The sequence below is a fragment of the Amycolatopsis sp. NPDC050768 genome (genome assembly GCF_040654155.1).
Taxonomy (GTDB): Bacteria; Actinomycetota; Actinomycetes; order Mycobacteriales; family Pseudonocardiaceae; genus Amycolatopsis.
On sequence record NZ_JBFAHL010000008.1, the window covers coordinates 264,935 to 287,624 of the forward strand.

Consider the following 22,690-nt stretch of genomic DNA (forward strand, 5'->3'; position numbering starts at 1 on the left):
CGCCGACGTGGGTGGTCGTCAGGTGGATCTCCTGTGTTCGTCCGATGCCGGTGCCGCCGCGTTCGCGGTTGGCTGTGCCCCAGACCAGCGAAAACGCACTCGAGGAGCACAACGATGAACCGATGGAAGATCACCGCCGCGGCCGCGGCCGGCGCCCTCGCCCTGGGCGGGGTCATCGTCACCACGGCGTCGGCGGACCCGGCGCAGCCCGCGCACGCAGCCGTTGCCGACAGCCACAAGGCCAAGCCCACCATCGTGCTGGTCTCCGGCGCGTTCGAGGAGTCGGCAAGCTGGACCGGCGAGATCACCCAGCTCCGCCGCGCCGGCTACCAGGCGATCGCGCCCGCTGTGCCGCTGCGCGGGGTCGCCTCCGACGCGGCCTACCTGACCACGATCGTCCGCAGCGTCACGGGACCGGTCGTGCTCGTCGGCCACTCCTTCGGCGGCAACCTGATCACCGAGGTCGCCGCGCAGGACCCAGCGCAGGTCAAGGCGCTGGTCTACACCGCCGCGTTCATCCCGAAGGCCGGCGAAAGCGCCGGGCAGCTGCTCGCCCAGTTCCCGGGTTCGCTGCTCGGCCCGGACACCACCTACACGGTGAACTACCCCGGCGGCGCCAGCGACACCTACGTCAAGCCCGAAAGCTTCCGCTCGCTGTTCGCCGGCGACCGCTCCACCACCGACGCCGCCGTCGACGCCGCAACCCAGCGCCCCATCAACTCCAGCGCGCTCGGTGAGCCGGCCGCCGCCGGAGTCCCCACGGGCATCCCGGTGTACGCCATCGTCGCCGCCCAGGACAAGGCCATCCCGCCCGCGGCCGAACGCTGGGAAGCCCAACGCGCCGGCGCCACCGTCTACACCGTCAACTCGGCCCACGACCTGCCGACCTCCCACCCCACCGAGGTCACCCAGGTCATCGAGCGCGCCGCCCGCTGACCGTCTTCGGTTCGCTCGCGGTGGCCCGTTTTGCCGGGCCGCCGCGGGTTTGGCCGTTCGGACCGGGTTTTCCGGTCGTTCGATCAGCTCTGTGGTCGCAACCAGGACGAAAACTCGTCGCCATGCCGCCCCGCGTATGGTCGAGGCCGTGACGGGGGAGTACCCGAGGACGAGCACACTGTCCGGATCGGACGTTCGATCCGGACACACGCTGCGTGGCCGTTCCGCCGAACTCGGCCTGGTGCTCGAAGCGCTGCGGACCGTGCAACGCGGGCGCCCCGCCGTGATCGTGCTCAGCGGTGAGCCGGGGATCGGGAAGACCGCGCTGCTGCGGACCGTCGTGGAGCAGGCCGGGCGGCTGGGGTTCCGTACGGCCCACAGCGCGGCCCACGAGGACGATCGCGTCACCCCGCTCGCCTCGCTCGGGCCGGCGCTGCGGTTCGGCGTCGCGCCGCTGATCGGGTCGGCGGACTTCATGGACCTGGCGGGCCTGCACGAGCAGCCGCTGTGGCTCGTCGAACGGCTGGCGACGCTCGTCGAACAGCAGGACGGCCCCGTGCTCCTCGCGATCGACGACGCGCAGTGGTGCGACCCCCTCACCGGCTTCGCGCTGCGCGTGCTGCCGAAGCGGCTGCTCGTGACGCCGATCGCGTGGGTGCTGGCGTCGCGTCCGGTGCCCGGCGGCGGCCCGGCGGAGAAGGTCGCCGAGGCGGCCGCGCCCGACCTGCCCGTGACCACGGTCGAGCTCACCCCGCTGAGCCGCGACGCCGTGCTCGCCGTCGCCGCCGACCGGCTCGGCGCCGCCCCGGACGCCGACGTGCTGCGCCGCCTCACCGGGGCGCGCGGCAACCCGTTCCTGACCGTGCAGCTGCTGGAGGGCCTGTTCGAACCCGGCGCCGCTTCGGGCGGGGGTTCGCGGGTGCCGTCCGGCCTCCTCGAAGGCGTGCGTCGAAGGTTGGCCGCCACCTCGGCACCCTGCCGGGAGCTCATGCGCATCGCGGCCGTCGTCGGCCCGAGCTTCCTGCTGTCCGACGCCGCGGCCCTGCTCGGCTCAGCGTCGTTGAGTGTGTTGACCGAGCCCCTCATCGAGGCCATCGACGCCGGACTCCTCGCCGACGACGGCACCACCGTCCACTTCCGCCACGAACTGCTGCGCGACGCCGTCTACGAGGACCTGCCGCCCTCCAGCCGGCACGCCATGCACCGCGCGTTCGCCGACCGCCTCCTCGCCGGGGGCCGCGGCTACGCGGCCGCCGCCCCGCACGTCCTCGCCACCGCCACCCGCGGCGACGCGGCCGCCGCGGACGTCCTGCGCCGCGCGGCGTACGAGGTGCTGGCCAAAATGGCGGTCACCTCGGTCACCTTCATCCGCGAAGCCTTCGCCCTCACCAACGGCGACGACCCCGCCTGGGGCGAGATCGGCGCGGAGACGGTCGCGATCCTGGGCTCGGCCCACCAATACGCGGAGGCCACGCGGTTCGCCGACCTGCTGCTCGCCGCCCCCCTCCCCGCCGACCTGCACGCTCGCGTCCGGCTCCTGCTGCTGCCCCGCCTCTGGGCGACCGGGCAGGTGGACGAGCTGGCGGACCGCTCGCGCGAGCCGTCGGGGGTGCCGGAGCTGGACGCGCGCTTGGCGGGCTACCGCGCCCTCGCCGCGGGCCTGTCGTCGGCGCCGGATGGTGCCTCGAACACCCACCGCGGCTCGGATCCGGCCGCTTCGGGGACCGCGACCCAGCCGGGCGGCGATCCGATCGCGGGCGCCGCGGTCGCCCAGCGCGGCGCCGTGGCGGCAGCAGCTGGCCCGATCGCCGAAACCGCCACCACCGCGGATGACCCGATCGCCGCCGTCCTCACGACCACCGCCGCCGCGCAGCTCGCAGGGCGAGCCGAAGACCGACGCCGCGCGCACGCCCTTTTCGCCGCGGCCCGAGTCGCAGCCCAGGGCGTGACCGGCTACGGCGCGCCGGAAACCGGGCAATTGGCCGCGCGCGAGATGATCGCCCTGGCCCGCACCGACGACATCGACCGAGCTCTGCGTGGCCTCGGCGACGAAACCCTCTTCGCCGACTCCTGGCAAGCCCCGCAACTCGCCCTGATCCGTGCCCAGCTCGCCCTCGGCGCCGGTCGCGTCAACAAAGCCGCGAGCGCAGCCGCCACCGCCGCCGAACTCATGGCGGAGCTGCACAACCGGACGTACGAACCACAGCTGCGCGAGCTCCTCGCAATCCTGGCCCTCCTGCGCGGCGACAACGCCGAGGCTCGGACCCACGTCAGCCCCGAGACGACCCTCGCCCGCGCTCTCCTCGCCGACGCCGACGGCGACCCCCGCGGCGCCGCCGAGATCGTCGCCGCGGTCCGTACCCACGGCGCCCTCTGGCCCGAAGACTGGCTCGTGGCCGCTGCCTGCACGGCCCACCACCGGGGCGACACCGAGACCGTGCACGCGAGCGCCGCCCTCCTCGCCGACCTGGCCGAGCGCAACCCGGACGTCCGCGGCCTCGCAGGAGCCCACCTCCTGGTCCAAGCTCTGTCCACAGCAGACTTCGCCGTTGCCAGGAAAACGCTGCAGGACAGCCCAAGAGCGCTACTGTCCGCCCGTGCCGACGAGGAATTCGGCCGCTTCGTCCTCGACACCGACGATCGCCCGGCAGCCATCGCCGCCCTGGACACCGCCCGCGATCGCTACGCAGAACTCGGCGCCACGGCCTCCGCCACCCGCGTGCAGCGCATCCTCCAAGCCGCCGGTGTCCGCCGCCGCCGCTGGGCCGCGGTCCCGCAACGTCCTGGCACCGGCTGGGACGCCCTCACCGACATGGAACGCCGCGTCGCCGTCCTCATCGCCGACGGCCACACCAACCGCTCCGCCGCCGAAGAACTCGTCCTGTCGCCCAGCACGATCAGCACCCACTTGCGCGCGGTGTTCGGCAAGCTGGACGTCCATTCGCGCGTCCAGCTCGCGAACCTGGTGGTACGCAAGGACAAAACGCTCTAGGGCGCCAGCTCCTCAGCTGAATCCTCCCCAGCCGTAGACGTTCGGCGGAGAAAGTCGGCGATCACCTCGAGCTCGGCGTCGGTGTAGCGGTCGCAGAGGTCGTCCATACGCGTGTTCATGCCGGAGAAGACCTGGAACAGCTCGGCGTTGCGTTCGCGCACCCCCCGTAGCGTCACGGCGCGGCGGTCGGCCGACTCGGGGTCGCGCTCGCGGACGATCCAGCCGCCCTTCTGCAGGCGGTCCAGGATGCCGGTCAGCGTCGCGGGGTGCAGCCCGGCGCGGCGCGCGAGCTCGGTCGGCGACAGCGGGCCGTGGCGGTTGATGAAGTCGAGGCAGGTCCAGTCGACATCACGCAGCTCCACACGGCTGCCGAAGCGCCGGTTGAGCAGCGACAGCTGGATGTTCAGGTCGCGGACGGCGTCCTTGACCGACGTCGTCAGCTGCCGTCGCCGCCGTGCCGTGGCCCGGTCGGGGGCTGGACTCATGCCGCCGTCCCCTCTTGGTTCGTATGGAATCCATAGGGTATCGCGGCCGAAGCTGCGCCGGCGTCCTGGTGATATACGTGTTCGATATTATATCGTTCTCGTACAGCTTGGAGTACCATCGGCAGCATGAGCACAGACAGCTACCGCCGGATGACCAACACCATCAACAAGATCATCGTCGGACTCCAGCGCGGGGGGATCGCGTTCGGGCCGATGCAGCTGCTCACCGTGAAGGGCCGGCGCACCGGGCAGCCGCGCACGTTCCCCATCGCCGTCAACGAACTCAGCGGCGGCCGCTACATTTTCCAGGCCTTCCCGAAAGCGGCGTGGGTCGCCAACGCACGCGCCGCGGACACCGTGACGCTCACGAGAGGCCGAAAAGCCCTGACGGCGCGGCTGGTCGAGGTCCCGGTGGAGGACCGTCGTCCGCTGCTGCGTCAACTGGTCGCCACAAGTCCCGCGAGCGTGGGCAAACGCTTCGTGACCACAGGGCTGGCCGGGGCCGCTTCGCCGGACGCGGTGGCCGAGTCGGCCGACCGGATCGCGGTGTTCCGCGTCGAACCCGCCTGATCTTTCTTGTGTGCCGGGGGTTGGGCGAGCCGGGTGGTCGGTCTGAAAAGGACAGACCATCCGGCTCGCTCACGCGTCGACGACAGCCGCACCGGCCGCCGCGCGCTGAACCGCTTCACATCCGGCCTTCGCCGCCTTTTTGCTTTCGTACGCTTCACCCGTGGCGACGATCTCACCGTTGCCGGCCTTGAGGCGGAACCGGAATTTTCCAGCCTTGTCTTGGTATACCTCGAACTTTCCGGCCATGACGACCTCCCTGCTCGCTGCGGTCCATCACTTTCGACGGTAACCCCGGCTCGTGGGCCGTGCGGGTTGCGTCGCCGGCTTCGCTCGGGTAGGTGACCGGGGCCTACCGTGACACCGCAACGAACTTCGCGACGGCCTCCTCGGTGACCGGCGTGAAAATGTTGACGAGATTCCCGTCGGGATCGCGGAACAACAAGGCGCGATTCCCCCACGGCATCGTCGTCGGCGGGGTCACCACTTCCTCCAGCCACTCACTCAACTCGGCATACCGCGCGTCCACATCGTCCACGATGAACTCGACGATCACCGACCGGTTCACCCCGGCCTCCGCCGACCCGGCCCCGAACAGTCCGACCGTGCGCGTACTCCCGATCGCCAACGTGCACGAGGGAAATCCCACCTCGGCGAAATCGGGCGTGCTCCACCTTGCCGCGTGTCCGCTGACCCGCTCGTAGAACGCGACGAGCCGCCCGACGTCGCCGGTGATGATCCGTAGGGATGCGAAGTTCACTGGGTTCCTTCCCACTGCTGCTTTCAGACCTGGCCGACGCTAGAACCAATCGCGGACAGCCTCGGTCCTCGTTCGTGAACGTCAGCCAGGAATGAGGAACAACACGTCGACCGCGACGACAGCGGCCGGCACCGCACCGAGTGCGAGGCAGGGGAGACCCGTCAGCCAGATCGCCCGGGTGCGCGCCCGCCGGGAGGCCCGGATCGCCGCTGCCCCGCCCAGGATCGTCCACGCTGCCGCGAGGCCGAACGTCGTGAACAGTCCCCCGGAACCGGCGAAGTCACGATTGCTCTGCGCCAAGGCCATCAGGAACACAAGCCCCGCCGCGGCGGCGACTCCCAGCGCGACCAGGAATCCGCCCAGGACCGTGATCACGATCTTCGCGACTCGCTCACTCCGGACGTTGTCTTCGCGCACGACCGAACCCTACTGCGGCCGCCGTGAAAACTCCGGCTTTGTGGCGGTGACCGGCACTGAGCGCGCACCCACCTCGTGCGCACGGATGCCGCCCTCGTCCTGCAATTCCGCCACAGCCGCGAGGTTCCACACCGTTGTTCTCGCGCACTTCGGCCGTCTCCGTGAGTGACCTCGACCAGGGACTCCGCCACGTACCGTGATCCGGCAGCGTCCACATCGCGCCCAGAGGGGGCCGGCATGGCACTCACCACCGCGGGTACGACCACCCGCCTCAGCCACGGCAGTGCCCGGCTTCCCGGTCTGGGACCTGGCGGGGCTGCTCGGCAGCGTGGCCTGGGGGCTGTGGGTGGCCGCGCTCGGGGTGACCATGCTGCTGATCAGGGGAGATGCCGATGATGCCGCGTAACTCGTTCCTCGCGACGTGGGTGCTCTGGACGGTCGGGTTCCTCGCCTTCCCCCTCGGCGGCGTGGCGGGCGGCGCCGTCGTCGGCCGGGTCGACAGCCCGTTGGCCGCGCTTTTCGGCGGCGCGGTGACCGGACTGGTCGTCGGCACCGGCCAGGCCCTCGTCAGCCGCCGTCGGCTCGACCCACTGCGCTGGATCCCCGCCACCACCGTCGGCATGGGCGCGGGTCTGTTTATCGGCGCGGCCGCTGTCGACTACGGAACTTCACCTGCCGACCTCGCGATCATGGGCGCCTTCACCGGCGTACTGCTGGGCGCCGCGCAGCTGGCCGCCCTGCCCCCGGCCGCGCGCCACCGCTGGGCCTGGGCCGTCGCGATGCCCGTGCTGTGGTGCCTGGGCTGGGTGATCACCACATCGGCCGGCATCAAGGTGGACGAGCAGTTCACGATCTTCGGCTCGGCGGGGGCCGTGACGGTCTCGGCTCTGTCCGGGCTGCTGCTGCACTGGCTTCTGCCGTACTGGCCGGCGGTTCCTGTGTCGCGGAAGAAGGTGAGATGAGGGTCCACAATGTACTCGCCGCCCGGTACGGATCCCGCCACGTCATTGTTTCGGGCGTCAAGAACGCCTTGCCACCATAAATCTGTCGATCGCCGAGTCGCTCCCTGGAACGATGTCAAGGGATGGATATCGTCGAGAACAAGTCCGGGCCGGGCGACGACCACGATGCCCTGCGCTGGGCGAAAGCCTGGTTCCTCCACGTCGAGAAGCTCGACAGCGATCGCACGCTGCCGCCAACCGACCACACTGTGTGGACCGAACACGACCTGGCCGCCGCGCTGTTCATGCGCGACTTCGTCGAGGACGCGCTCGCCGGCCTCGAGCCCGGGCTCGCCGATCGGGTCCGTCCGGACGTCACTTCGGCCGACGACCTGTTCCGGTCCTTCACCGTCGAAGACTCCGGCGACCGGATGGCGAAGGTCGCGAACATCGACCTCGCCGGTCGGGGATGGTGGTGGTTTCGCGTGCCCGCCTCGGGCCCGATCGCGCAGGCCCTGGCCCGGTACTGACGTGGCCCCGGCGGGCCCCTTCGCCGGCGAAAAAATCACCCTGGCCGTGACCAGCCACAGCGTCACTTCTGTCGGTGCGCCCCGGTAGCGTCCTCAGCCGTGGATGCTCGGAAGCGGATTCAGGAACTCGCCGATCAGATCGTGGTGCTGCGCGACGCGTACTACCGGGGCTCGCCGGTGGTGGCGGACGCGGAGTACGACGTGGTCGAGGACGAGTTGCGGGGGTTGATCGAGGCCAACCCGGCGCTGGCGCCCGACCCGAACCCGCTGGAGCAGGTGGGCGCGCCGGCGGTGTTGCACGCGCCGATCCGGCATTCGCGGCCCATGTTGTCGTTGGAGAAGGCGACGAAGCCCGAGCAGGTGGCGGCGTTCTTCGACCGCTTCCCCGGGCAACCAGTCGTGGTGATGCCGAAGCTGGACGGTCTGTCGCTGGCGCTCGTCTACGAGCACGGCCGCCTGGCCCGCGCGGTCACCCGCGGCGACGGGACGACCGGCGACGACGTGACCGTCCTCGTCCGGGCCCTGACCGACGGCGTGCCCGACAAAGTCGAGGCCCCCGGCCGCGTCGAGGTGCGCGGGGAGGCGGTGATGCTGCGGTCCACGTTCGCGGCCTACAACATCGCCCACCCCGACAAACCGCTGATCAACCCGCGCAACGCCGCCGCCGGCACCCTGCGCGCGAAGGACCCGGCGACGGTCGCGGAGCGGCGCCTGCGGTTCTTCGCCTTCGACCTGGACACCGACCCCGACAGCGCCGACACCGACCTCGCCCGCGCCCTCCAGACGCTCGGCTTCACCGCCGCCGACATGCGCCGGTGCGCCGACGCCGAGGCCGCGCAGGCGGTGATCACCAAGATCGAGCAGCAGCGCAACGACCTCGACTACGACCTCGACGGAGCCGTCCTGCGCCTGGCCGATCGAGACGCGTACGCGGCCGCCGGCACGCGTTCGAGCTCACCGCGGGGCGCGCTGGCGTTCAAGTTCGCCGCCGAGGAGAAGACCACGGTGCTGTCCGATGTGGTCTGGGACGTCGGCAAGACGGGCAAGATCGCCCCGGTCGCGTGGCTCGAGCCGGTGTTCGTGGGCGGCACGACCGTCACCCGCGCGACCCTGGCCAACCAAGAGGTCATCCGCGCCCGCGGCATCAAGATCGGCGACACGGTGCTGGTGCGCCGCGCGGGCGACGTGATCCCGTTCGTCGCCGGCGTGCTCGACGCGTCGAAGCGCACGGGCGCGGAGCGGGACATCGTTCCGCCCACCCGGTGTCCGTCGTGCGAGCAGCCGCTGACCGAGCAGGGCAACAGCCGGGAACTGTTCTGCACCAACGTCGCCTGCCCCGCCCAGACCGTGCGGCGCTTGATCCACTGGGCTTCGCGCGCGGCCGCGGACATCGACGCCATCGGCGGCGTCTGGATCGAACGGCTGGCCGAGATGGGCATCCTGGAGCACCCGTCCGATTTCTACCGGCTGACCAAGGAACGGCTCCTGGAGTTCGACCGCATCGGCGAGGTCTCGGCCACGCGCATGATCGAGTCGATCGACGCCAGCCGCCGGGTCGGTCTGCGGCGGGCGTTGATCGGGCTCGCGATCCCGATGGCGTCGGAAGGCACCGCGGCCCGGCTGTGCCGCGCGGGCTTCGGCTCGCTGGAGGCGGTCGCCGAGGCCGGTGAGGACGGGCTCGTGGCGGTCGAGGACATCGGGCCGAAGGTCGCCGCGTCGCTGATCGAGCACCTCACGCGGCTGCGGCCCGAGCTCGAGCGGCTGCGCGAGCGCGGCGTATCGCTGGATGTCCTGGAGGAAGACCTCCCACCGGTCGTGGCTGCCGGCGCGCCGCTGGCCGACAAGACGGTCGTGATCACCGGCGGCATCAGCGACCCGCGGTCGGGCGAGAAAGTCCCCCGCCCGACCTTCCAACGGCTGTGCGAACAGGCCGGCGCGACCACCGCGTCGTCGGTCTCGGCGAGCACCGACTTCCTCATCACCGGCGCCGACGTCGGGGCGAGCAAGCTCACCAAGGCGGAGAAACTCGGTGTCGAGGTCGTGGACCAGGGCGTGATCTGGCAACAGCTGATCGAAGCCGGCGTCGTCTAGCCGGGGGTGCTGTGGCAGTTGTCCAGGGTGGGCATCGGCTTGCTGGGGTCGAACCGACCGGGCTCGGGCGACACGGACGTGCCGGAGTAGTCGCGTTCGCTGAACGCGGGCGTGAGCTTCTCGTCATTCGTGCACGCCACGCTGTCGTAGTACGAGCTGGTCTTGTCCACCGTCAGCCCGCGGCTCGACGCCTGCCACTGGGATCCGCTGCGCACCGCGTAGTCGGCGTCGACGCGGACGAAGGGCACCAGGTCGCCGGGGCCGTCGACCGGGTGGTCGCCGGGGTCGAACGCGTAGGCCACGACGTAGGACGTGTGGATCAGCAGCTCCCCGGTCCGGCCCGCCTTCACTGTCATCGCCCCGGTCATCCTCGGCGAGACAGGCAGCAGGTGATAGCCGTCCGCCAGGAAGATCATGTAACCCCGCGGGTCTGCCTGGATGTCCGGCCTCTCTGCCGGCGCGATCAGCGCGACGTACTTGGCCGGGTTGTGGCGATCCAGCGTGTCCGGGTCGAACTGCGCGACGGTGATCGCCTGCTTCACCTGGTCCTCGGCCTGCCCGACCTGCTTCGCCGAGAACGAGCCCACCTTCGCCGCCGCCGGGATGGTCAGCCCCGCGATCCCCTCGGCCCAGTTCTGCGCCGGCGTGTCCTCGAACGGCCGCGTCAGATCGACGTGCCCTTCCTCCGGCAGCTCGGTCGGCGCGGCCTCCGTCGTCACGACCGAGGAGGACGCCGGCGCGCCGACGTCCGCATCCGTGCTCTGCTCGGCCGTCGACTTCCCCCACACGTACAACCCGGCCCCGGCCCCCACCACGACGACCACCACGATCGCCGAGGTCACCAGCCACTTGAGCCACTTCCCCCGTCTTCGGTTGCGCCGCACATCGACCCACGCCTCCTTCTCGGCGTGCCGCCGCCAGTCCGGGTCCATCAGGTCCGGATGGTTCTCGATGTCGTAATCGTCCACTGTGTACCACCCAACCTCGTTGACCTCGCCGCAAAACATCGGCGACGACGACCGGTCGTTACGGCTTCAAGTGGCGGAGACGGCAACGTTTCGGACACGCTTCACCGAGGGTCGAACCCGCTGATCCCGGTCTTCCCGTCGTAGCGGCGGCGGTGATACCGAGCGTGACGGCGCTGCGTTGTCCGTCCATATGAGACAGACATGGTGGCGGCCACTGTGGACATACCAAGCCCACGGGAACACGCAGCCCCAACGGTCAGGAAGTGTTTCCCCCGAACGGGATCAGGACCGATCCGGTCATGACCACGCGCCGATGGCTGTTGCCGGTGCGGCCCGGACGGACCGATGATGTGGTCATGTCCACTGCTCGAAGCACCTTCCCCGCCGAGCTCCCGGCGTCACTTCCGCCCATCGCGGCCGTCCACGGACTGTCCGCGGACGAGCTCGACCTGCTCGCCGACGCGTGGGAGGCCCGGCCCTCGGACGCGCCGACGGTCGTGCGCCGCCTGGGCCCGGCCGCGTCCCGGCTGCGGCGCTGCGTCGCGCGGAGAGGCAGTCCCGGACCTGCCCGGTGTGCGTGTTCGACGAGCTCGACACCCCGCCCTACCTCGCGTTCGAAGGCCGGCGCACGCATGCGCGTCGAGGCCTGGTCCAACGCGACCGAGCAAGGCGCGGCGGCGGCCCGGAACCTGCTCGCGGCGCAGGACAAGCGGCGACCGTTCGCCTCGGTCCCGTACTTCTGGTACGACCAGTACGACACGTCGATCCAGTTCGCCGGACGGCCGGGTTCGCAACGCGTGCCGATCGTCGAGGCCGACGGTCCGAAACCCGCGTTCCTCGTCCTCACCGGCGAGGGCGGCACGCTCACCGGGGTTCTGTCGGTCAACTCCCCGCGGGTCTTCCTGCGGATCCGTCGGATGATCAAGGCCAGGGAAACCCTCGCTGACGCCGCTGATGCGGCCCGCGCGTTCCTGTCCCGTTGATCCGCTCGCAAGTGTCGACGGCCGGCCGATCTCGACCACGCGGTCACCGATCGGCGCACACAATCAGTCAGCAGTGGCGATTCCCGCCGCCAAAGCGAGCGCGGCAGCCTCACCCCGCGAACTCACTTCCAGCTTCTTCAACACCCCCGCCACATGGAACTTCACCGTGCTCTCCGTGATGCCGAGAGCCTCAGCGATCGCCTTGTTCCGCTGCCCCCTCGACACCAGCCGCAGGACTTCCAGCTCACGCCGGTTGAGCGTGGACAGCAGGGCGTCATCCGGCTGGTCCGAGGCAGGCTCGAACGGCACGGCGATGGCGACGCGGCTGCCCCAGCCGGGGACGGCGTCGACCTCGACGGTGGCGCCCAGGGTTTTCGCGCGGCCGTCGAGTTGGCGGCGGAGGCCGGCGGCGTCGAGGTGGCCGGATTCGCGGTCGCGGATGTCGAGGTGGAGCGTGGTGGTGTCGGTGGACCAGGCGACCCTCAGGCGGGTCAGGTCGGGCTGGGTGGTGAAGGCCAGCACCGCCGTGCAGGTCATGGCGCGGGCCGCGTGGGCGATTTCGCCGGGCAGCGGGTGCGCGTCTTTCGGCGGGGTGACGAACTCCAGCTCCGCGTCGTGGTGGCGGAGCATCTGCCGGACTTCGCGGCGGAGCCTGGTGAACGCGCTATGGGCCGGCTCTTCGGACAGGGCGAGGTCGGACGTCTGCGCCGAGCGCAGGGCCACCAGCGCGGCCGAAGCGGAGTCGGTCGCGGCGAGGCGGGCGGGGCGGTCGTCCAGACGGGTGGAGCGCAGCGCCGTAAGGATCGTGACGAGCGCGGTTTCGTGGGCCGCGGCCATTTCTGCGATCGTGCGGGCCCGTTCGGTCGAGGCCGCCCGGGATTCGGCCAGGTAGTCGGGGCTGGCCTGCTCGACCTGCTGGCGGATGGAGGTCGCGACGATCCCGAACAGCGCGCCCAGCAGCGCCGGCTGCGGGCACCGCGCCCGTGGGGACCGCGGGACGAGCGCGAGCAGGGTGCCGCCGGCGTCGAGAGCGGCCCAGACGGTCCGGTCGGCGCCGCCCAGACCGGCGTGCGTGGTCAGCTGGCTGTCGTGCGGCACGGCGGCTTTGAGCTGCTCGAGCTCGGCGATGGTGATCTTCCCGGTGATCGCCGTGGCACCGGCGACTTTGCGCGGACGCCCGGTGCACTCGAGGGTGAAGATGACGAGCGCCTGGTGCGGCCAGCGGTCGGCGAGAAACCGCGAGAACCTCGCGGCGATCTCGCGCAGCGGGCCCTCGACGACCTCCCGCAGCTCGGTCAGCTCGATGTGGTCGGACACCGGGATCACGATAACGACCGCCGACCCTGGCCGGAAGACCAGGTTTCCCTCGACCAACGACCAGGTCGCACCCGCGGTCACCCGTTCTAGGGTCGCGTCAGGCATGCGTTTCCACGCATGCCTCGGCTGGTCACCAACGGAGGTTTCAGGGCATGCCACAGCAGGTGCGCGGGGTGATCGCCCGGTCGAAGGGCGCGGCGGTCGAGCTGACCGACATCGTGGTCCCGGACCCCGGCCCAGGTGAAGTGGTCGTCGCGATCGCGGCGTGCGGCGTCTGCCATACCGACCTGACCTACCGCGAAGGTGGCATCAACGACGAGTTCCCGTTCCTGCTCGGCCACGAGGCCGCCGGCACCGTGGAAAGCGTCGGTGCCGGGGTGGAATCCGTGCAGCCGGGGGACTTCGTGGTCCTCAACTGGCGCGCGGTCTGCGGGCAGTGCCGGGCGTGCAAACGCGGCCGCCCCCAGTACTGCTTCAACACGTTCAACGCGACGCAGCGGATGACGCTGACCGACGGCACCGAGCTGACCCCGGCGCTGGGCATCGGCGCGTTCGCGGACAAGACCCTCGTGCACGCCGGGCAGTGCACGAAGGTGGACCCGACCGTGGACCCGGCGGTCGCCGGCCTGCTCGGCTGCGGCGTGATGGCCGGGCTCGGCGCCGCGGTCAACACCGGCGGCGTGGGCCGCGGCGACTCGGTGGCGGTCATCGGCTGCGGGGGAGTGGGCGACGCCGCGATCGCCGGCGCCCGCCTCGCCGGCGCGACGACTATCATCGCCGTCGACCGCGACGACCGGAAGCTCGCCTGGGCGCGGGACCTCGGCGCGACGCACACGGTCAACGCCTCGGACACCGACGCGGTCGCCGCCGTCCAGGAGCTCACCGGCGGCTTCGGCGCCGACGTCGTGATCGACGCGGTCGGGCGCCCCGAGACGTGGCAGCAGGCGTTCTACGCGCGCGACCTGGCCGGCACCGTGGTGCTCGTCGGCGTCCCGACCCCGGACATGCGGCTGGAGATGCCGCTGCTGGACTTCTTCGCCCGCGGTGGCTCGCTGAAGTCGTCCTGGTACGGCGATTGCCTGCCGGAGCGCGACTTCCCGATGCTGATCGACCTGCACCGCCAGGGCCGGCTGCCCCTGGACAAGTTCGTCACCGAGCGGATCTCCCTCGACGACGTCGAAAAGGCCTTCCACACCATGCACGCGGGCGAGGTGCTGCGGTCGGTGGTGATCCTGTGAGCGGCGCGCTGCGGATCGACCGCGTCGTGACCTCGGGCGTGTTCGAGCTCGACGGCGGCACGTGGGACGTCGACAACAACGTCTGGCTCGTCGGTGACGACGACGAGGTGGTGGTCGTGGACGCCGCGCACGACGAGAAGGCGATCACCGAGGCGGTCGGCGACCGCCACGTCGTCGGCATCGTGTGCACCCACGGCCACAACGACCACGTCACCGTCGCCCCGCAGCTGGGGGAGCACCTCCACGCGCCGGTCCTGCTGCACCCGGCCGACCGGGAGCTGTGGGAGCTGACCCATCCCGGGCAGCGGTTCTGGCGCGCCGAGGACGGAGAACGCATCGCGGTCGCGGGCACCGCATTGGAGTTCATCCACACGCCCGGGCACTCACCGGGCTCGATCTGCCTGCACCTACCGGAGGCCGGCGCCCTGTTCACCGGCGACACGCTGTTCGCCGGCGGCCCCGGCGCGACCGGCCGCTCGTTCTCGGACTTCCCGACGATCATCTCGTCGATCCGGGACCGGTTGCTGGTCCTGCCGGAGGGCACCCGAGTCCACACCGGACACGGCGACGGCACGTCGGTCGGCGAAGAATCGCCGCACCTGGACGAGTGGATCGCCCGCGGCCACTGAGCGAGCCGAGCACCGCCGGCGCAGGTTGACCCCCATCGGGTTCGAACTCATCATGGGCAGAACCGTCGACCAGGCAGCGCGCGCCTGATCGTTCTGCCGACCCGTGGAGGCGCCGTGGCCAAGGCGAGAGCTCGCAGTGGCAACGTTCCCTTCACCGCGACCAGCTTTGTCGGCCGGCGTCAGCAGCGCAAGGAAATCCGCGACCGGCTGTCGGCCGGGCGGCTCGTGAGCTTGATCGGTCCGGGGGGAGTGGGCAAGACCCGGCTGGCGTTGCAGTTCGCCGACGAGATGAACCACCTTTTCGAAAACGGCGTGTACTTCGTCGAACTGGCGTCCGTCTCGGACGGCGGCGACGTGCCGGCGGCGGTCATCCACGCGCTGGGGATCGCGGACCAGTCGAATCGCGACGCCACCGCGAAGCTGATCGACTACCTTCGCGATCGCGAGATCCTGCTCATCCTCGACAACTGCGAACACGTCCTCGCCGGGGCCGCCCTGGTGGTCCACGAAGTACTGCGGCACGCGCCCTCGGCCCGGATCCTGGTCACCACCCGCACGTCGCTGACCGTGACGGAGGAGCTGCTCTACCCGGTACCTCCGCTCACCGTTCCCGATGGCGCGGAGCAGGTCAGCATCGAGTCCCTGGCGCAGTTCGAGTCGATCCGGCTGCTCGAAGAACGGGCCGTGGCCGCGTCCCCCGGGTTCGTCCTCGGCGAGCACAATGCCGCGGCAGCAGCGCGGTTGTGCATTCAGCTGGAGGGAATTCCGCTGGCCATCGAGCTGGCGGTCGCCCGGATGCGCATCCTTTCGCTCGACCAGATCCTGGACCGGTTGTCGGACCGGTTCGGGCTGCTCGCCATCGGCAGCCGATCGGCGGCGCCGCGCCAGCAGACCCTCCGGTCGCTCGTGGACTGGAGTTTCGACCTCTGCACGGAAGCGGAACGTCGGCTGTGGGCGCGCCTCTCCGTGTTCGCGGGCAGTTTCGACCTGACCGCGGCCGAAGGCGTGTGCGGCGACGACGGCGGCCCCACGCTCGATCTCTTGAGCTCCCTGGTGAACCAGTCCGTGCTGAACGTCGAGGATCAGGAATCGTCGAGGCGCTTCCGGATGCTGGAGACCATCCGGGCGTACGGCGCGGAGGTACTCGAGCTCACGGGCGGCTCGGCGCGCTTCCGCGTCCGTCACCGGCAGTATTTCCTCGACGTGGTCAAGGATCTGGAACGTTCGTGGAGCGGGCCCGCGCAAGCCGCTTCGGCCAGGTGGATGCGTGTCGAGCGCGAAAACCTCCGCGCCGCGTTCGACGCCGCCTCCCCCGGCGGCGGCTACCAGCTCGAGCTGGTAGCCGGGCTGCGCTACCGCTGGTACGCCGACGGGTACATCGCCGAGGGCCGAAGCTGGGCCGACGAAGCGCTCGACGCGCCGGAGGGCGAGCGAGCGCCCACGGCGGCTCGGGCGAAAGCGCTGTGGGTCGCCGCCAGGGTCAGCCTGCTCCAAGGTGACCAGGAGGCGGCAGCGCAGCGCCTCGACGAGTGCGAAGCGCTGGCGACGCGGCTCCACCTGGCGGACGCGGCGGCCCAGTGCCGCGGTCTGCGCGGACTCGCCGCACAGCTGCGCGGCGACCTCGCCGAGGCCGAGAGCCACTTCGAGGTCGCGCTGCCAGAGCTGGCCGAGGTCGACGAGACTCCGGAATGGCTCATGGCGTCCTTCGAATACGCCGTCACGCTTTCCCTCGCCGGCCGCAGCGCGGACTCGTTGGCCGTCAGCACGGCGGCGCTGGCCGTGTGCCACCGGCGCAACGAACTGTGGGCGCGCTCCTACTTGAAGTGGAGCCAAGGTCTCGACCACTGGCTGCGAGGCGACTGCGCCGCAGCGCAGACGACCGCGGTCGACGCGCTGCGCGATCACCGCGACTTCGATCCGTCCCTGGGCACCGCGTTGATGACCGAGCTTCTGGCCTGGATCGCGGGGTCGACCGGTCAGTGCGAGCGAGCGGCGCAGCTGCTCGGGGCGTCTCGAAGCCTTTGGCAGCGCACGGGGACGGAGCTGGTGGCGTTCGGGCCGAAACTCACCGGCTACCACTCCGCCTGTCTCGCTCAGCTCGAACAGGCCATGCCGTCCCGCGCACTGACCACGGCCATGCAGGCCGGGGCAAAGCGATCTCCGACGGGAATCATGGCCTACGCCTTGGCGGAACAGGTCGCCGAGTCGGCTTCCGAGGGTGAACCACCCGTGCTCACCAGCCGCCAACAGGAGATCGCGGCGTTGATCTCGAAAGGGCTGACCAGCCCGCAGATCGCGGCAGCTCTGGTGATCTCCGCACGCACGGTGGAGAGCCACATCGACAACATCATGACGCGCCTGGCGTTCAGCTCGCGCAGCCAGATCGCTTCTTGGTACATCGCCCAGTCCCTCTGACCGGACTGCGAAAGCCGCGGCGCGAGCGGATTCCGTTGCAGTACTGGACCTTGCAGGTCAAAGCTGCTTCGTCGGCGTCATCCGAGTACGGACGTCCGTAACTTCCGTACCGCCTCCCGTGATCTCCCCCATGTGCGTGGTCCCACAGTGACGGAGATTACAAGGGCTGCCAGTCAGCGACGCACGAACCGGCCGAGTCGCCGGCGTGCGGTGGTGCAACGAAGCACACGTCGGGGCACCCGGCGAAATCCGAAGGAGTCCCCATGGCATCGCAGTTCGAGGCCGGACACTCCGGTCAACAGCCCCGGTGGGCGGACCCCGAGAACCAGGCGCACGACGACCTTGTGATGGAAGTCAAGGCGAAAACGCCGATCACCGACACCATCACGCAGCTGACGCTCGTCCCCGCCGACGGTCGTGACCTCCCCGCGTGGACGCCGGGGGCGCACATCGACCTCGTCCTCGGACCGGACCTGGTCCGGCAGTACTCCCTGTGCGGCAAGCCGAGCGATCTTCGCGCGTGGCAGGTGAGCGTGCTGCACCAACCGGACGGCCGAGGCGGCTCCGCACGCGTCCACCAGGAAGTGTGCGAAGGCGAAAGCCTCACGGTTCGGGGCCCACGCAACAACTTCCGCCTCGTCGAAGCGCCCGGGTACCTGTTCATCGCCGGCGGAATCGGGATCACTCCGATCCTGCCGATGATCGAGTCGGTCGATCGGGCGGGCGCCGAATGGTCCTTGGTCTACGGTGGCCGCAGCCGGGGCAACATGGCGTTCGCCGACGACCTGAAACAGGCTCACCGCGACGGCGTGACCCTGGTTCCGGAGGACACCCACGGCCGCATCGATCTCGCGGGCATCCTGGCCGGAGTCTTTCCGGGTACGGCGGTTTACGTGTGCGGCCCGGAGGGTCTGCTGTGCGCGGTGGAGGCGATGGCCGCGGACTTCGGAATCGCCGGCCAGATCCACCTGGAGCGGTTCACTCCCAAGACCCAGCTCGAAGAGACCGTTCTCGACAACTTCGAAGTCGAATTCGTGCGAACCGGGATCACCGTTTCGGTCGGGCCCGACGATTCGATTCTCGGCGTCGCGCGGGCGGCCGGCATTCCCGCACCGTTCTCCTGTTCGGAAGGCACGTGCGGGACCTGCGAAACGAACATCGTGTCGGGCCGCGCGGACCACCGCGACTCGGTTCTCAGTCCTGAGGAGCAGGAAGAGAACAGCACCTTGATGATCTGCATCAGCCGAGCCGCGTGTCCGAAGATCCGGCTCGATCTCTGATCGCACACCGAAGAGAGGAAGGCTGCCCATGGACAGCGCTGTCAGCAGCAACGAACCGGCGACCGGGTGCCCGGTCGCTCACACCGCCGCGGGTTTCTCGTTCTTCGACCGTGAATACCAGGAGAACCCCGGAGCCTCGCTGGCTTGGGCCCGCGAGAGACAGCCGGTGTTCTACAACGACGACTCGGACTATTGGGTCGTCACGCGACACGAAGACGTCAAATCGGTTTTCAGCCAGTTCAACAAGTTCTCCGCGGCCATTACGCTGACGCCGGTCACGCCGCCTTCGGAGGCGGCGGGCGCGCAACTCGAGAAATACGACTTCGCGCCCTGCCCCGTTCTCGCGGATTCCGACCCGCCGATGCACCGGCAGTACCGCCGACTGAACGCTCCGGCGTTCATGCCCGACCGGATCGACCCCCTCGCTCCCTACATCCGCCAGACGACGAACGACTACATCGACCGCTTCGTCGCGCGCGGCCACGCCGATCTCATCGCCGACATGCTCTGGGACATCCCGTGCCTGGTCGCGTTGCAGTTCCTGGGGATTCCCGAAGAGGACGTCGACACCGTGCGCAGGCTGGCCACGTCGATGACGGAGTTCGTCTGGGGACGGCCGAGCCCCGAGGAGCAGGTGCGGGCCGCCGACGGCCTGGGCCAGTTCTGGGCGATGGGTGAGCGCGTCATCGGGAAGCTCAAGGAGCTCGACGACCCGCCCGGCTGGCTGGGCCACGCGATCAAGATGCAGCGCGAACACCCGGACGTCATCTCCGACACCTGGCTGCAGACGAACGTCATGGGCGGCGCGATGGCCGCCCACGAAACCACGACGAACGCCACCGCGAACGCGGTCGTGACGCTGCTGAGGAACCGCGACCAGTGGGATCGTCTGTGCGCTCAGCCGTCGCTGATCCCCGGCGCGGTCGAGGAGTGCTTGCGGCTCAACCCTTCGGTCGCCGCGTGGCGCCGGATCGCGAAGGAAGACGTGCCCGTCGGCGAAGTGACGATTCCCGCCGGAGCGAAGATCCTCATGGTGATCGCGTCGGCGAACCAGGACGACGCGGTGTTCGACGAGCCAGAACGGTTCGACATCGACCGGGACGCCAAGGCGCACATCGCGTTCGGCGCCGGCACGCACATGTGCCTCGGCAACCACCTCGCGCGGCTCGAGATGGTCATCTACCTCGAAGAGCTGACGCGGCGCCTGCCGCACATGACTCTCGACCACCAGGAATTCCACTACGTGCCCAACACCTCGTTCCGGGGCCCGGAATCGCTGCACGTGAGCTGGGACATCGAAAAGAACCCCGTCCTCACCTGACCGGTGTTCGCGGTCCGACGACGAACGGAGAAAGAACTCATGACCAGAGATTCCACTGTGGCCGGCCGCGAGATCGTGTTCACGAACTCGCACGGCAGTCGCGTGTCGCACCGGTTCGGCGCAACGATCGTCGACTGGAGCTACGAGCCCGGACCCGGCGACCCGCACCCGATGGTGTCCGGGCGGGACGACTACGAGGCCTTCGACATCGCGGAAGGGTTGGTGTACACGCAGTTCCACCACAGCCGAGACGTGCCCAACGCGGCCGTGAGCCTCGTTCTCGACTTCGAACACGGACGCAGCCTGGCGGTCGTGAGCACGATCGGGGATCCGGCCGAGGACCGGACCAGGGTGCAGCACACCTTTCTGCCGGGCCGCATCGAGGGACTGGCGACGAGCGGAGCCGAACCGGCACCCACGGCCGCGCTCCTGGGCCGGCGAGTGCGGTGGACCTACGGCGACGGAAGCCGCTACGAGCACGTCCACCTCGAACCGAGCTCGTACGCGTGGCGCTGCCTCGCCGGCCCCGCGGCCGGGCGCGCCGGCACCGACGATTGCACGACTTATGAACTACGGCCCGAAATCTACGTCTTCGCCGCGCGGGAAACGGCGGCCCCCTCCGCCTCGGTCACCATTGCCGATCACCGCGACCTCGCGGCCCTGCGTTCGTACGGAGCCGTCTTCGGGCTGGACCGGACCGGTGAACGGCCGACGCAATCCACCTTCGGCGCAGTCGGCGAACTGCTGGGCCACACCGCAACCACCGCCTGAAACCGGACGGAGCGCACCTCGCGCTCGCCCTCTACGAAAGGAAAGAGCCATGCTGGCCAAGGGAAACGTCAAGGTCACCGATCTCCTCCACGCCACTCCGCCCGCGATTCCGGAGGGTTCGCACGCGATGACGCAGCTCGTCGAACTCCCGCCGGCCGACCCGGGCCTCGCGCCGCACCGCCACTCCGGACCGGTGTTCGGTTACGTGACGGAAGGCAAGATCTTCTTCGAGCTGGAAGGTGAGGAGCCCCGGGAAATCGTTGCGGGCGAGGCGTTCTGGGAGCCCGGCGGCGACGTCGTGCACTACCAGGTCGCGAACCCGGACCCGGACTCCTGGGCGCGGTTCGTCGCCGTGTGCATCTGCGCTCCCGGCGTGGAGATGATCACGATGCTGGAGCCGGAAGAGATCGTGGCTCGCGACCACCTGCGCCACCCGAGCGCCCGGCAGCACCAGGGCTGACCGTCGCCGCGACCGGATCGAAACGAGACGAGGATTCATGTCAGTATTGTCGCGACGGCCGGTGGCCGACATCGTCGCCCGCAGGTTCGCCGCCAAGATCAACTCGGCGATCCACCCCGCCGGCGAACCTCGGTTCCCTGAAATCACTGTCCGCACCACCGACATCAGCGTCGAAACTCGCCACGGTCCGGTCGCCGCGACGCTGTACTTCCCGCCGTCCGAGGCCGGCGTCCCCGGCGTGTACGTCAACGCCCACGGCGGCGGCTTCGTCGTGGGGCACCGGGAACAGGACGACGCCTGGTGTCGTTTTCTGGCCGCGCACGCTGGTGTCGTCGTGCTCAACACCGACTACGCACTGGCTCCGAAGACGCGCTTTCCCACGCCTGTCGAACAGTTCTACGACGTGGTCCGCTGGGCCTCGGAACCCGAGCGAGACTGGGACGGCACCCGCCTGTGCGTCGGCGGCCAGAGCGCGGGCGGCAACCTGTCCGCGGCCGTATCGCGGGTGGCGCTGGAAAAGGGCGGCCCCACCATCTCGTTGCAGATCCTGCACTACCCACCGCTCGACATCGTCACACCGCCCTCCCGGAAGCCGACCCCGCTGGGTTCGAAAGCGGTGCTCCAGCCGTGGCTCTGCGAGGTCTTCGACACCGCCTACGTGCCCGACCGCGTTGGCCGCCGCCACCGCTACGTTTCACCAGCCTGGGGCGACAACGCCGACGGCATCGCGGGCATCGCTCCGGCCCTGGTCATCGTCGCGGAATACGATCGGCTGCGTAACGAGGCCAAGCAGTACGCGGACAAACTCGAGGTCGCCGGCGCGCTTGCCGAGTACGTCGAGGTGTCCGATGTGGACCACGGCTACGACATCATGACGGACGACACGAAGACGATCCGCCGGATGTACGAGCTGATCACCGCGCATGTCACTCGTGCGCTATCCCGATGATCCACGATCTTGTTCTTCGGTGGGTCGTCACCGCGCTCTTCGCCCTGTGCGTGGCTGAGCGCGTGCACGGAATCGCCGTCGGTCGCCTCGCTCGGCGGGGCGTCGTCGGACATTCCTTGCACGCGCTCATGGCTCTCGCGATGGCCGTGATGGCGTGGCCGCGCGGTGCCGACCTCCCGACGACGATTCCCTTGCTGCTCTTCGTGTCGGCGGCTGTCTGGTTCGTCGCCGGCGCTGTGCGGACCGCGGAACATCGGCGGGCCGACGCTTATCACGCTCTGATGATGCTCGCGATGGCCTGGATGTACGCGGTGATGACCGACGGCCTGCTACCGGCTCCGGTCGAGGTCGCCGCCGTCGGTGGTCATCACGGTGCTTCGATGCCCGGCATGCACATGTCCGGCACGCACATGCCCATTGTGGACACCACGTCAGACACCGCCGGCACATCCCCGTTGATCACGGGACTCAACTGGCTGCTCACCATCGGTTCCACCGTTGCCGGCGCTTGGTGGCTCTCGGAGCTCCTCGCGCGCCGCCGCACCAAGCCGCTGGCCTCGGGCCGAGCCCAGCTCGCCATCGCCACACAGGCACTGATGGCCGCCGGTATGGCCACCATGTTCGCCGCGATGATGTAGCC

22 protein-coding genes are annotated in these 22,690 nt (G+C 69.9%); 16 read left to right on the forward strand and 6 right to left on the reverse strand.

What is annotated here, in order from left to right; all coding sequences use genetic code 11:
- The first annotated feature begins 114 nt into the window (after positions 1 to 114).
- Positions 115 to 936, forward strand: a complete 822-nt coding sequence (locus AB0H62_RS24920) for an alpha/beta hydrolase (protein WP_220246763.1) — start codon at positions 115 to 117, stop codon at positions 934 to 936.
- Positions 937 to 1,084: 148 nt separating this feature from the next.
- Positions 1,085 to 3,928, forward strand: a complete 2,844-nt coding sequence (locus AB0H62_RS24925; protein WP_360588453.1) for an AAA family ATPase — start codon at positions 1,085 to 1,087, stop codon at positions 3,926 to 3,928.
- Here AB0H62_RS24925 and AB0H62_RS24930 read toward each other — a convergent pair.
- Positions 3,925 to 4,413, reverse strand: coding sequence for a MarR family transcriptional regulator (locus AB0H62_RS24930; protein ID WP_220246765.1), 489 nt, complete (start codon positions 4,411 to 4,413; stop codon positions 3,925 to 3,927). The two genes, AB0H62_RS24925 and AB0H62_RS24930, sit on opposite strands and share 4 nt — an antisense overlap.
- Before the next feature lie 126 nt (positions 4,414 to 4,539).
- Between AB0H62_RS24930 and AB0H62_RS24935 the strand changes: the two genes are divergently transcribed.
- Complete coding sequence (locus tag AB0H62_RS24935; protein ID WP_255638712.1) at positions 4,540 to 4,983, forward strand: nitroreductase family deazaflavin-dependent oxidoreductase; 444 nt, start codon at positions 4,540 to 4,542, stop codon at positions 4,981 to 4,983.
- Between the two features lie 69 nt (positions 4,984 to 5,052).
- On the opposite strand, the gene AB0H62_RS24940 is transcribed toward AB0H62_RS24935, so the two are convergent.
- The 3 genes from AB0H62_RS24940 to AB0H62_RS24950 form a co-directional block, all read right to left on the reverse strand.
- Positions 5,053 to 5,229 (reverse strand): DUF1508 domain-containing protein, encoded by a 177-nt coding sequence (locus tag AB0H62_RS24940; RefSeq protein WP_220246766.1) that lies wholly within the window; start codon positions 5,227 to 5,229, stop codon positions 5,053 to 5,055.
- A 103-nt stretch (positions 5,230 to 5,332) separates the two neighbouring features.
- On the reverse strand, positions 5,333 to 5,740 hold the full coding sequence (locus AB0H62_RS24945) for a VOC family protein (RefSeq protein ID WP_220246767.1): 408 nt from the start codon (positions 5,738 to 5,740) through the stop codon (positions 5,333 to 5,335).
- Positions 5,741 to 5,821: 81 nt separating this feature from the next.
- Complete coding sequence (locus tag AB0H62_RS24950; protein WP_360588457.1) at positions 5,822 to 6,157, reverse strand: hypothetical protein; 336 nt, start codon at positions 6,155 to 6,157, stop codon at positions 5,822 to 5,824.
- 392 nt (positions 6,158 to 6,549) lie between these two features.
- Between AB0H62_RS24950 and AB0H62_RS24955 the strand changes: the two genes are divergently transcribed.
- From AB0H62_RS24955 to ligA, 3 genes are all read left to right on the forward strand, one after another.
- A complete protein-coding gene (locus AB0H62_RS24955) occupies positions 6,550 to 7,119 on the forward strand; it encodes a hypothetical protein (protein WP_360588459.1) in 570 nt (189 codons plus the stop codon).
- Positions 7,120 to 7,241: 122 nt separating this feature from the next.
- Entirely contained in the window at positions 7,242 to 7,628 is a 387-nt protein-coding gene (locus tag AB0H62_RS24960) for a hypothetical protein (RefSeq protein WP_360588461.1), read from the forward strand.
- Between the two features lie 99 nt (positions 7,629 to 7,727).
- Complete coding sequence (ligA, locus tag AB0H62_RS24965) at positions 7,728 to 9,719, forward strand: NAD-dependent DNA ligase LigA (RefSeq protein WP_360588463.1); 1,992 nt, start codon at positions 7,728 to 7,730, stop codon at positions 9,717 to 9,719.
- On the opposite strand, the gene AB0H62_RS24970 is transcribed toward ligA, so the two are convergent.
- Positions 9,716 to 10,687 (reverse strand): hypothetical protein, encoded by a 972-nt coding sequence (locus AB0H62_RS24970; protein ID WP_360588465.1) that lies wholly within the window; start codon positions 10,685 to 10,687, stop codon positions 9,716 to 9,718. The genes ligA and AB0H62_RS24970 overlap by 4 nt on opposite strands.
- 356 nt (positions 10,688 to 11,043) lie before the next feature.
- On the opposite strand from AB0H62_RS24970, the gene AB0H62_RS24975 reads away from it, so the two are divergent.
- Complete coding sequence (locus tag AB0H62_RS24975; RefSeq protein WP_360588467.1) at positions 11,044 to 11,670, forward strand: oxidoreductase C-terminal domain-containing protein; 627 nt, start codon at positions 11,044 to 11,046, stop codon at positions 11,668 to 11,670.
- 63 nt (positions 11,671 to 11,733) lie between these two features.
- On the opposite strand, the gene AB0H62_RS24980 is transcribed toward AB0H62_RS24975, so the two are convergent.
- Positions 11,734 to 12,987: a LuxR C-terminal-related transcriptional regulator gene (locus tag AB0H62_RS24980; protein WP_220247417.1), complete on the reverse strand. Its 1,254-nt coding sequence runs from the start codon at positions 12,985 to 12,987 to the stop codon at positions 11,734 to 11,736.
- Positions 12,988 to 13,139: 152 nt separating this feature from the next.
- Between AB0H62_RS24980 and AB0H62_RS24985 the strand changes: the two genes are divergently transcribed.
- The 9 genes from AB0H62_RS24985 to AB0H62_RS25025 all read left to right on the forward strand — a co-directional run bounded on the left by AB0H62_RS24985 (position 13,140) and on the right by AB0H62_RS25025 (position 22,688).
- On the forward strand, positions 13,140 to 14,225 hold the full coding sequence (locus AB0H62_RS24985) for an S-(hydroxymethyl)mycothiol dehydrogenase (RefSeq protein ID WP_220246774.1): 1,086 nt from the start codon (positions 13,140 to 13,142) through the stop codon (positions 14,223 to 14,225).
- Positions 14,222 to 14,854, forward strand: a complete 633-nt coding sequence (locus AB0H62_RS24990) for an MBL fold metallo-hydrolase (protein WP_220246775.1) — start codon at positions 14,222 to 14,224, stop codon at positions 14,852 to 14,854. The genes AB0H62_RS24985 and AB0H62_RS24990 overlap by 4 nt, the downstream gene beginning before the upstream one ends.
- A gap of 114 nt (positions 14,855 to 14,968) precedes the next feature.
- Positions 14,969 to 17,269, forward strand: coding sequence for a LuxR C-terminal-related transcriptional regulator (locus AB0H62_RS24995; RefSeq protein ID WP_360588470.1), 2,301 nt, complete (start codon positions 14,969 to 14,971; stop codon positions 17,267 to 17,269).
- 263 nt (positions 17,270 to 17,532) lie between these two features.
- On the forward strand, positions 17,533 to 18,549 hold the full coding sequence (locus tag AB0H62_RS25000; RefSeq protein WP_360588472.1) for a PDR/VanB family oxidoreductase: 1,017 nt from the start codon (positions 17,533 to 17,535) through the stop codon (positions 18,547 to 18,549).
- A 28-nt stretch (positions 18,550 to 18,577) separates the two neighbouring features.
- On the forward strand, positions 18,578 to 19,870 hold the full coding sequence (locus AB0H62_RS25005; protein WP_360588474.1) for a cytochrome P450: 1,293 nt from the start codon (positions 18,578 to 18,580) through the stop codon (positions 19,868 to 19,870).
- 39 nt (positions 19,871 to 19,909) lie between these two features.
- Positions 19,910 to 20,641: a MoaF C-terminal domain-containing protein gene (locus AB0H62_RS25010; protein WP_360588476.1), complete on the forward strand. Its 732-nt coding sequence runs from the start codon at positions 19,910 to 19,912 to the stop codon at positions 20,639 to 20,641.
- Between the two features lie 49 nt (positions 20,642 to 20,690).
- Positions 20,691 to 21,101 (forward strand): cupin domain-containing protein, encoded by a 411-nt coding sequence (locus AB0H62_RS25015; RefSeq protein ID WP_220246780.1) that lies wholly within the window; start codon positions 20,691 to 20,693, stop codon positions 21,099 to 21,101.
- 61 nt (positions 21,102 to 21,162) lie between these two features.
- Entirely contained in the window at positions 21,163 to 22,050 is an 888-nt protein-coding gene (locus AB0H62_RS25020) for an alpha/beta hydrolase (RefSeq protein ID WP_360588479.1), read from the forward strand.
- Positions 22,047 to 22,688: a DUF5134 domain-containing protein gene (locus AB0H62_RS25025; RefSeq protein WP_360588481.1), complete on the forward strand. Its 642-nt coding sequence runs from the start codon at positions 22,047 to 22,049 to the stop codon at positions 22,686 to 22,688. The genes AB0H62_RS25020 and AB0H62_RS25025 overlap by 4 nt, the downstream gene beginning before the upstream one ends.
- Positions 22,689 to 22,690 lie beyond the last annotated feature (2 nt).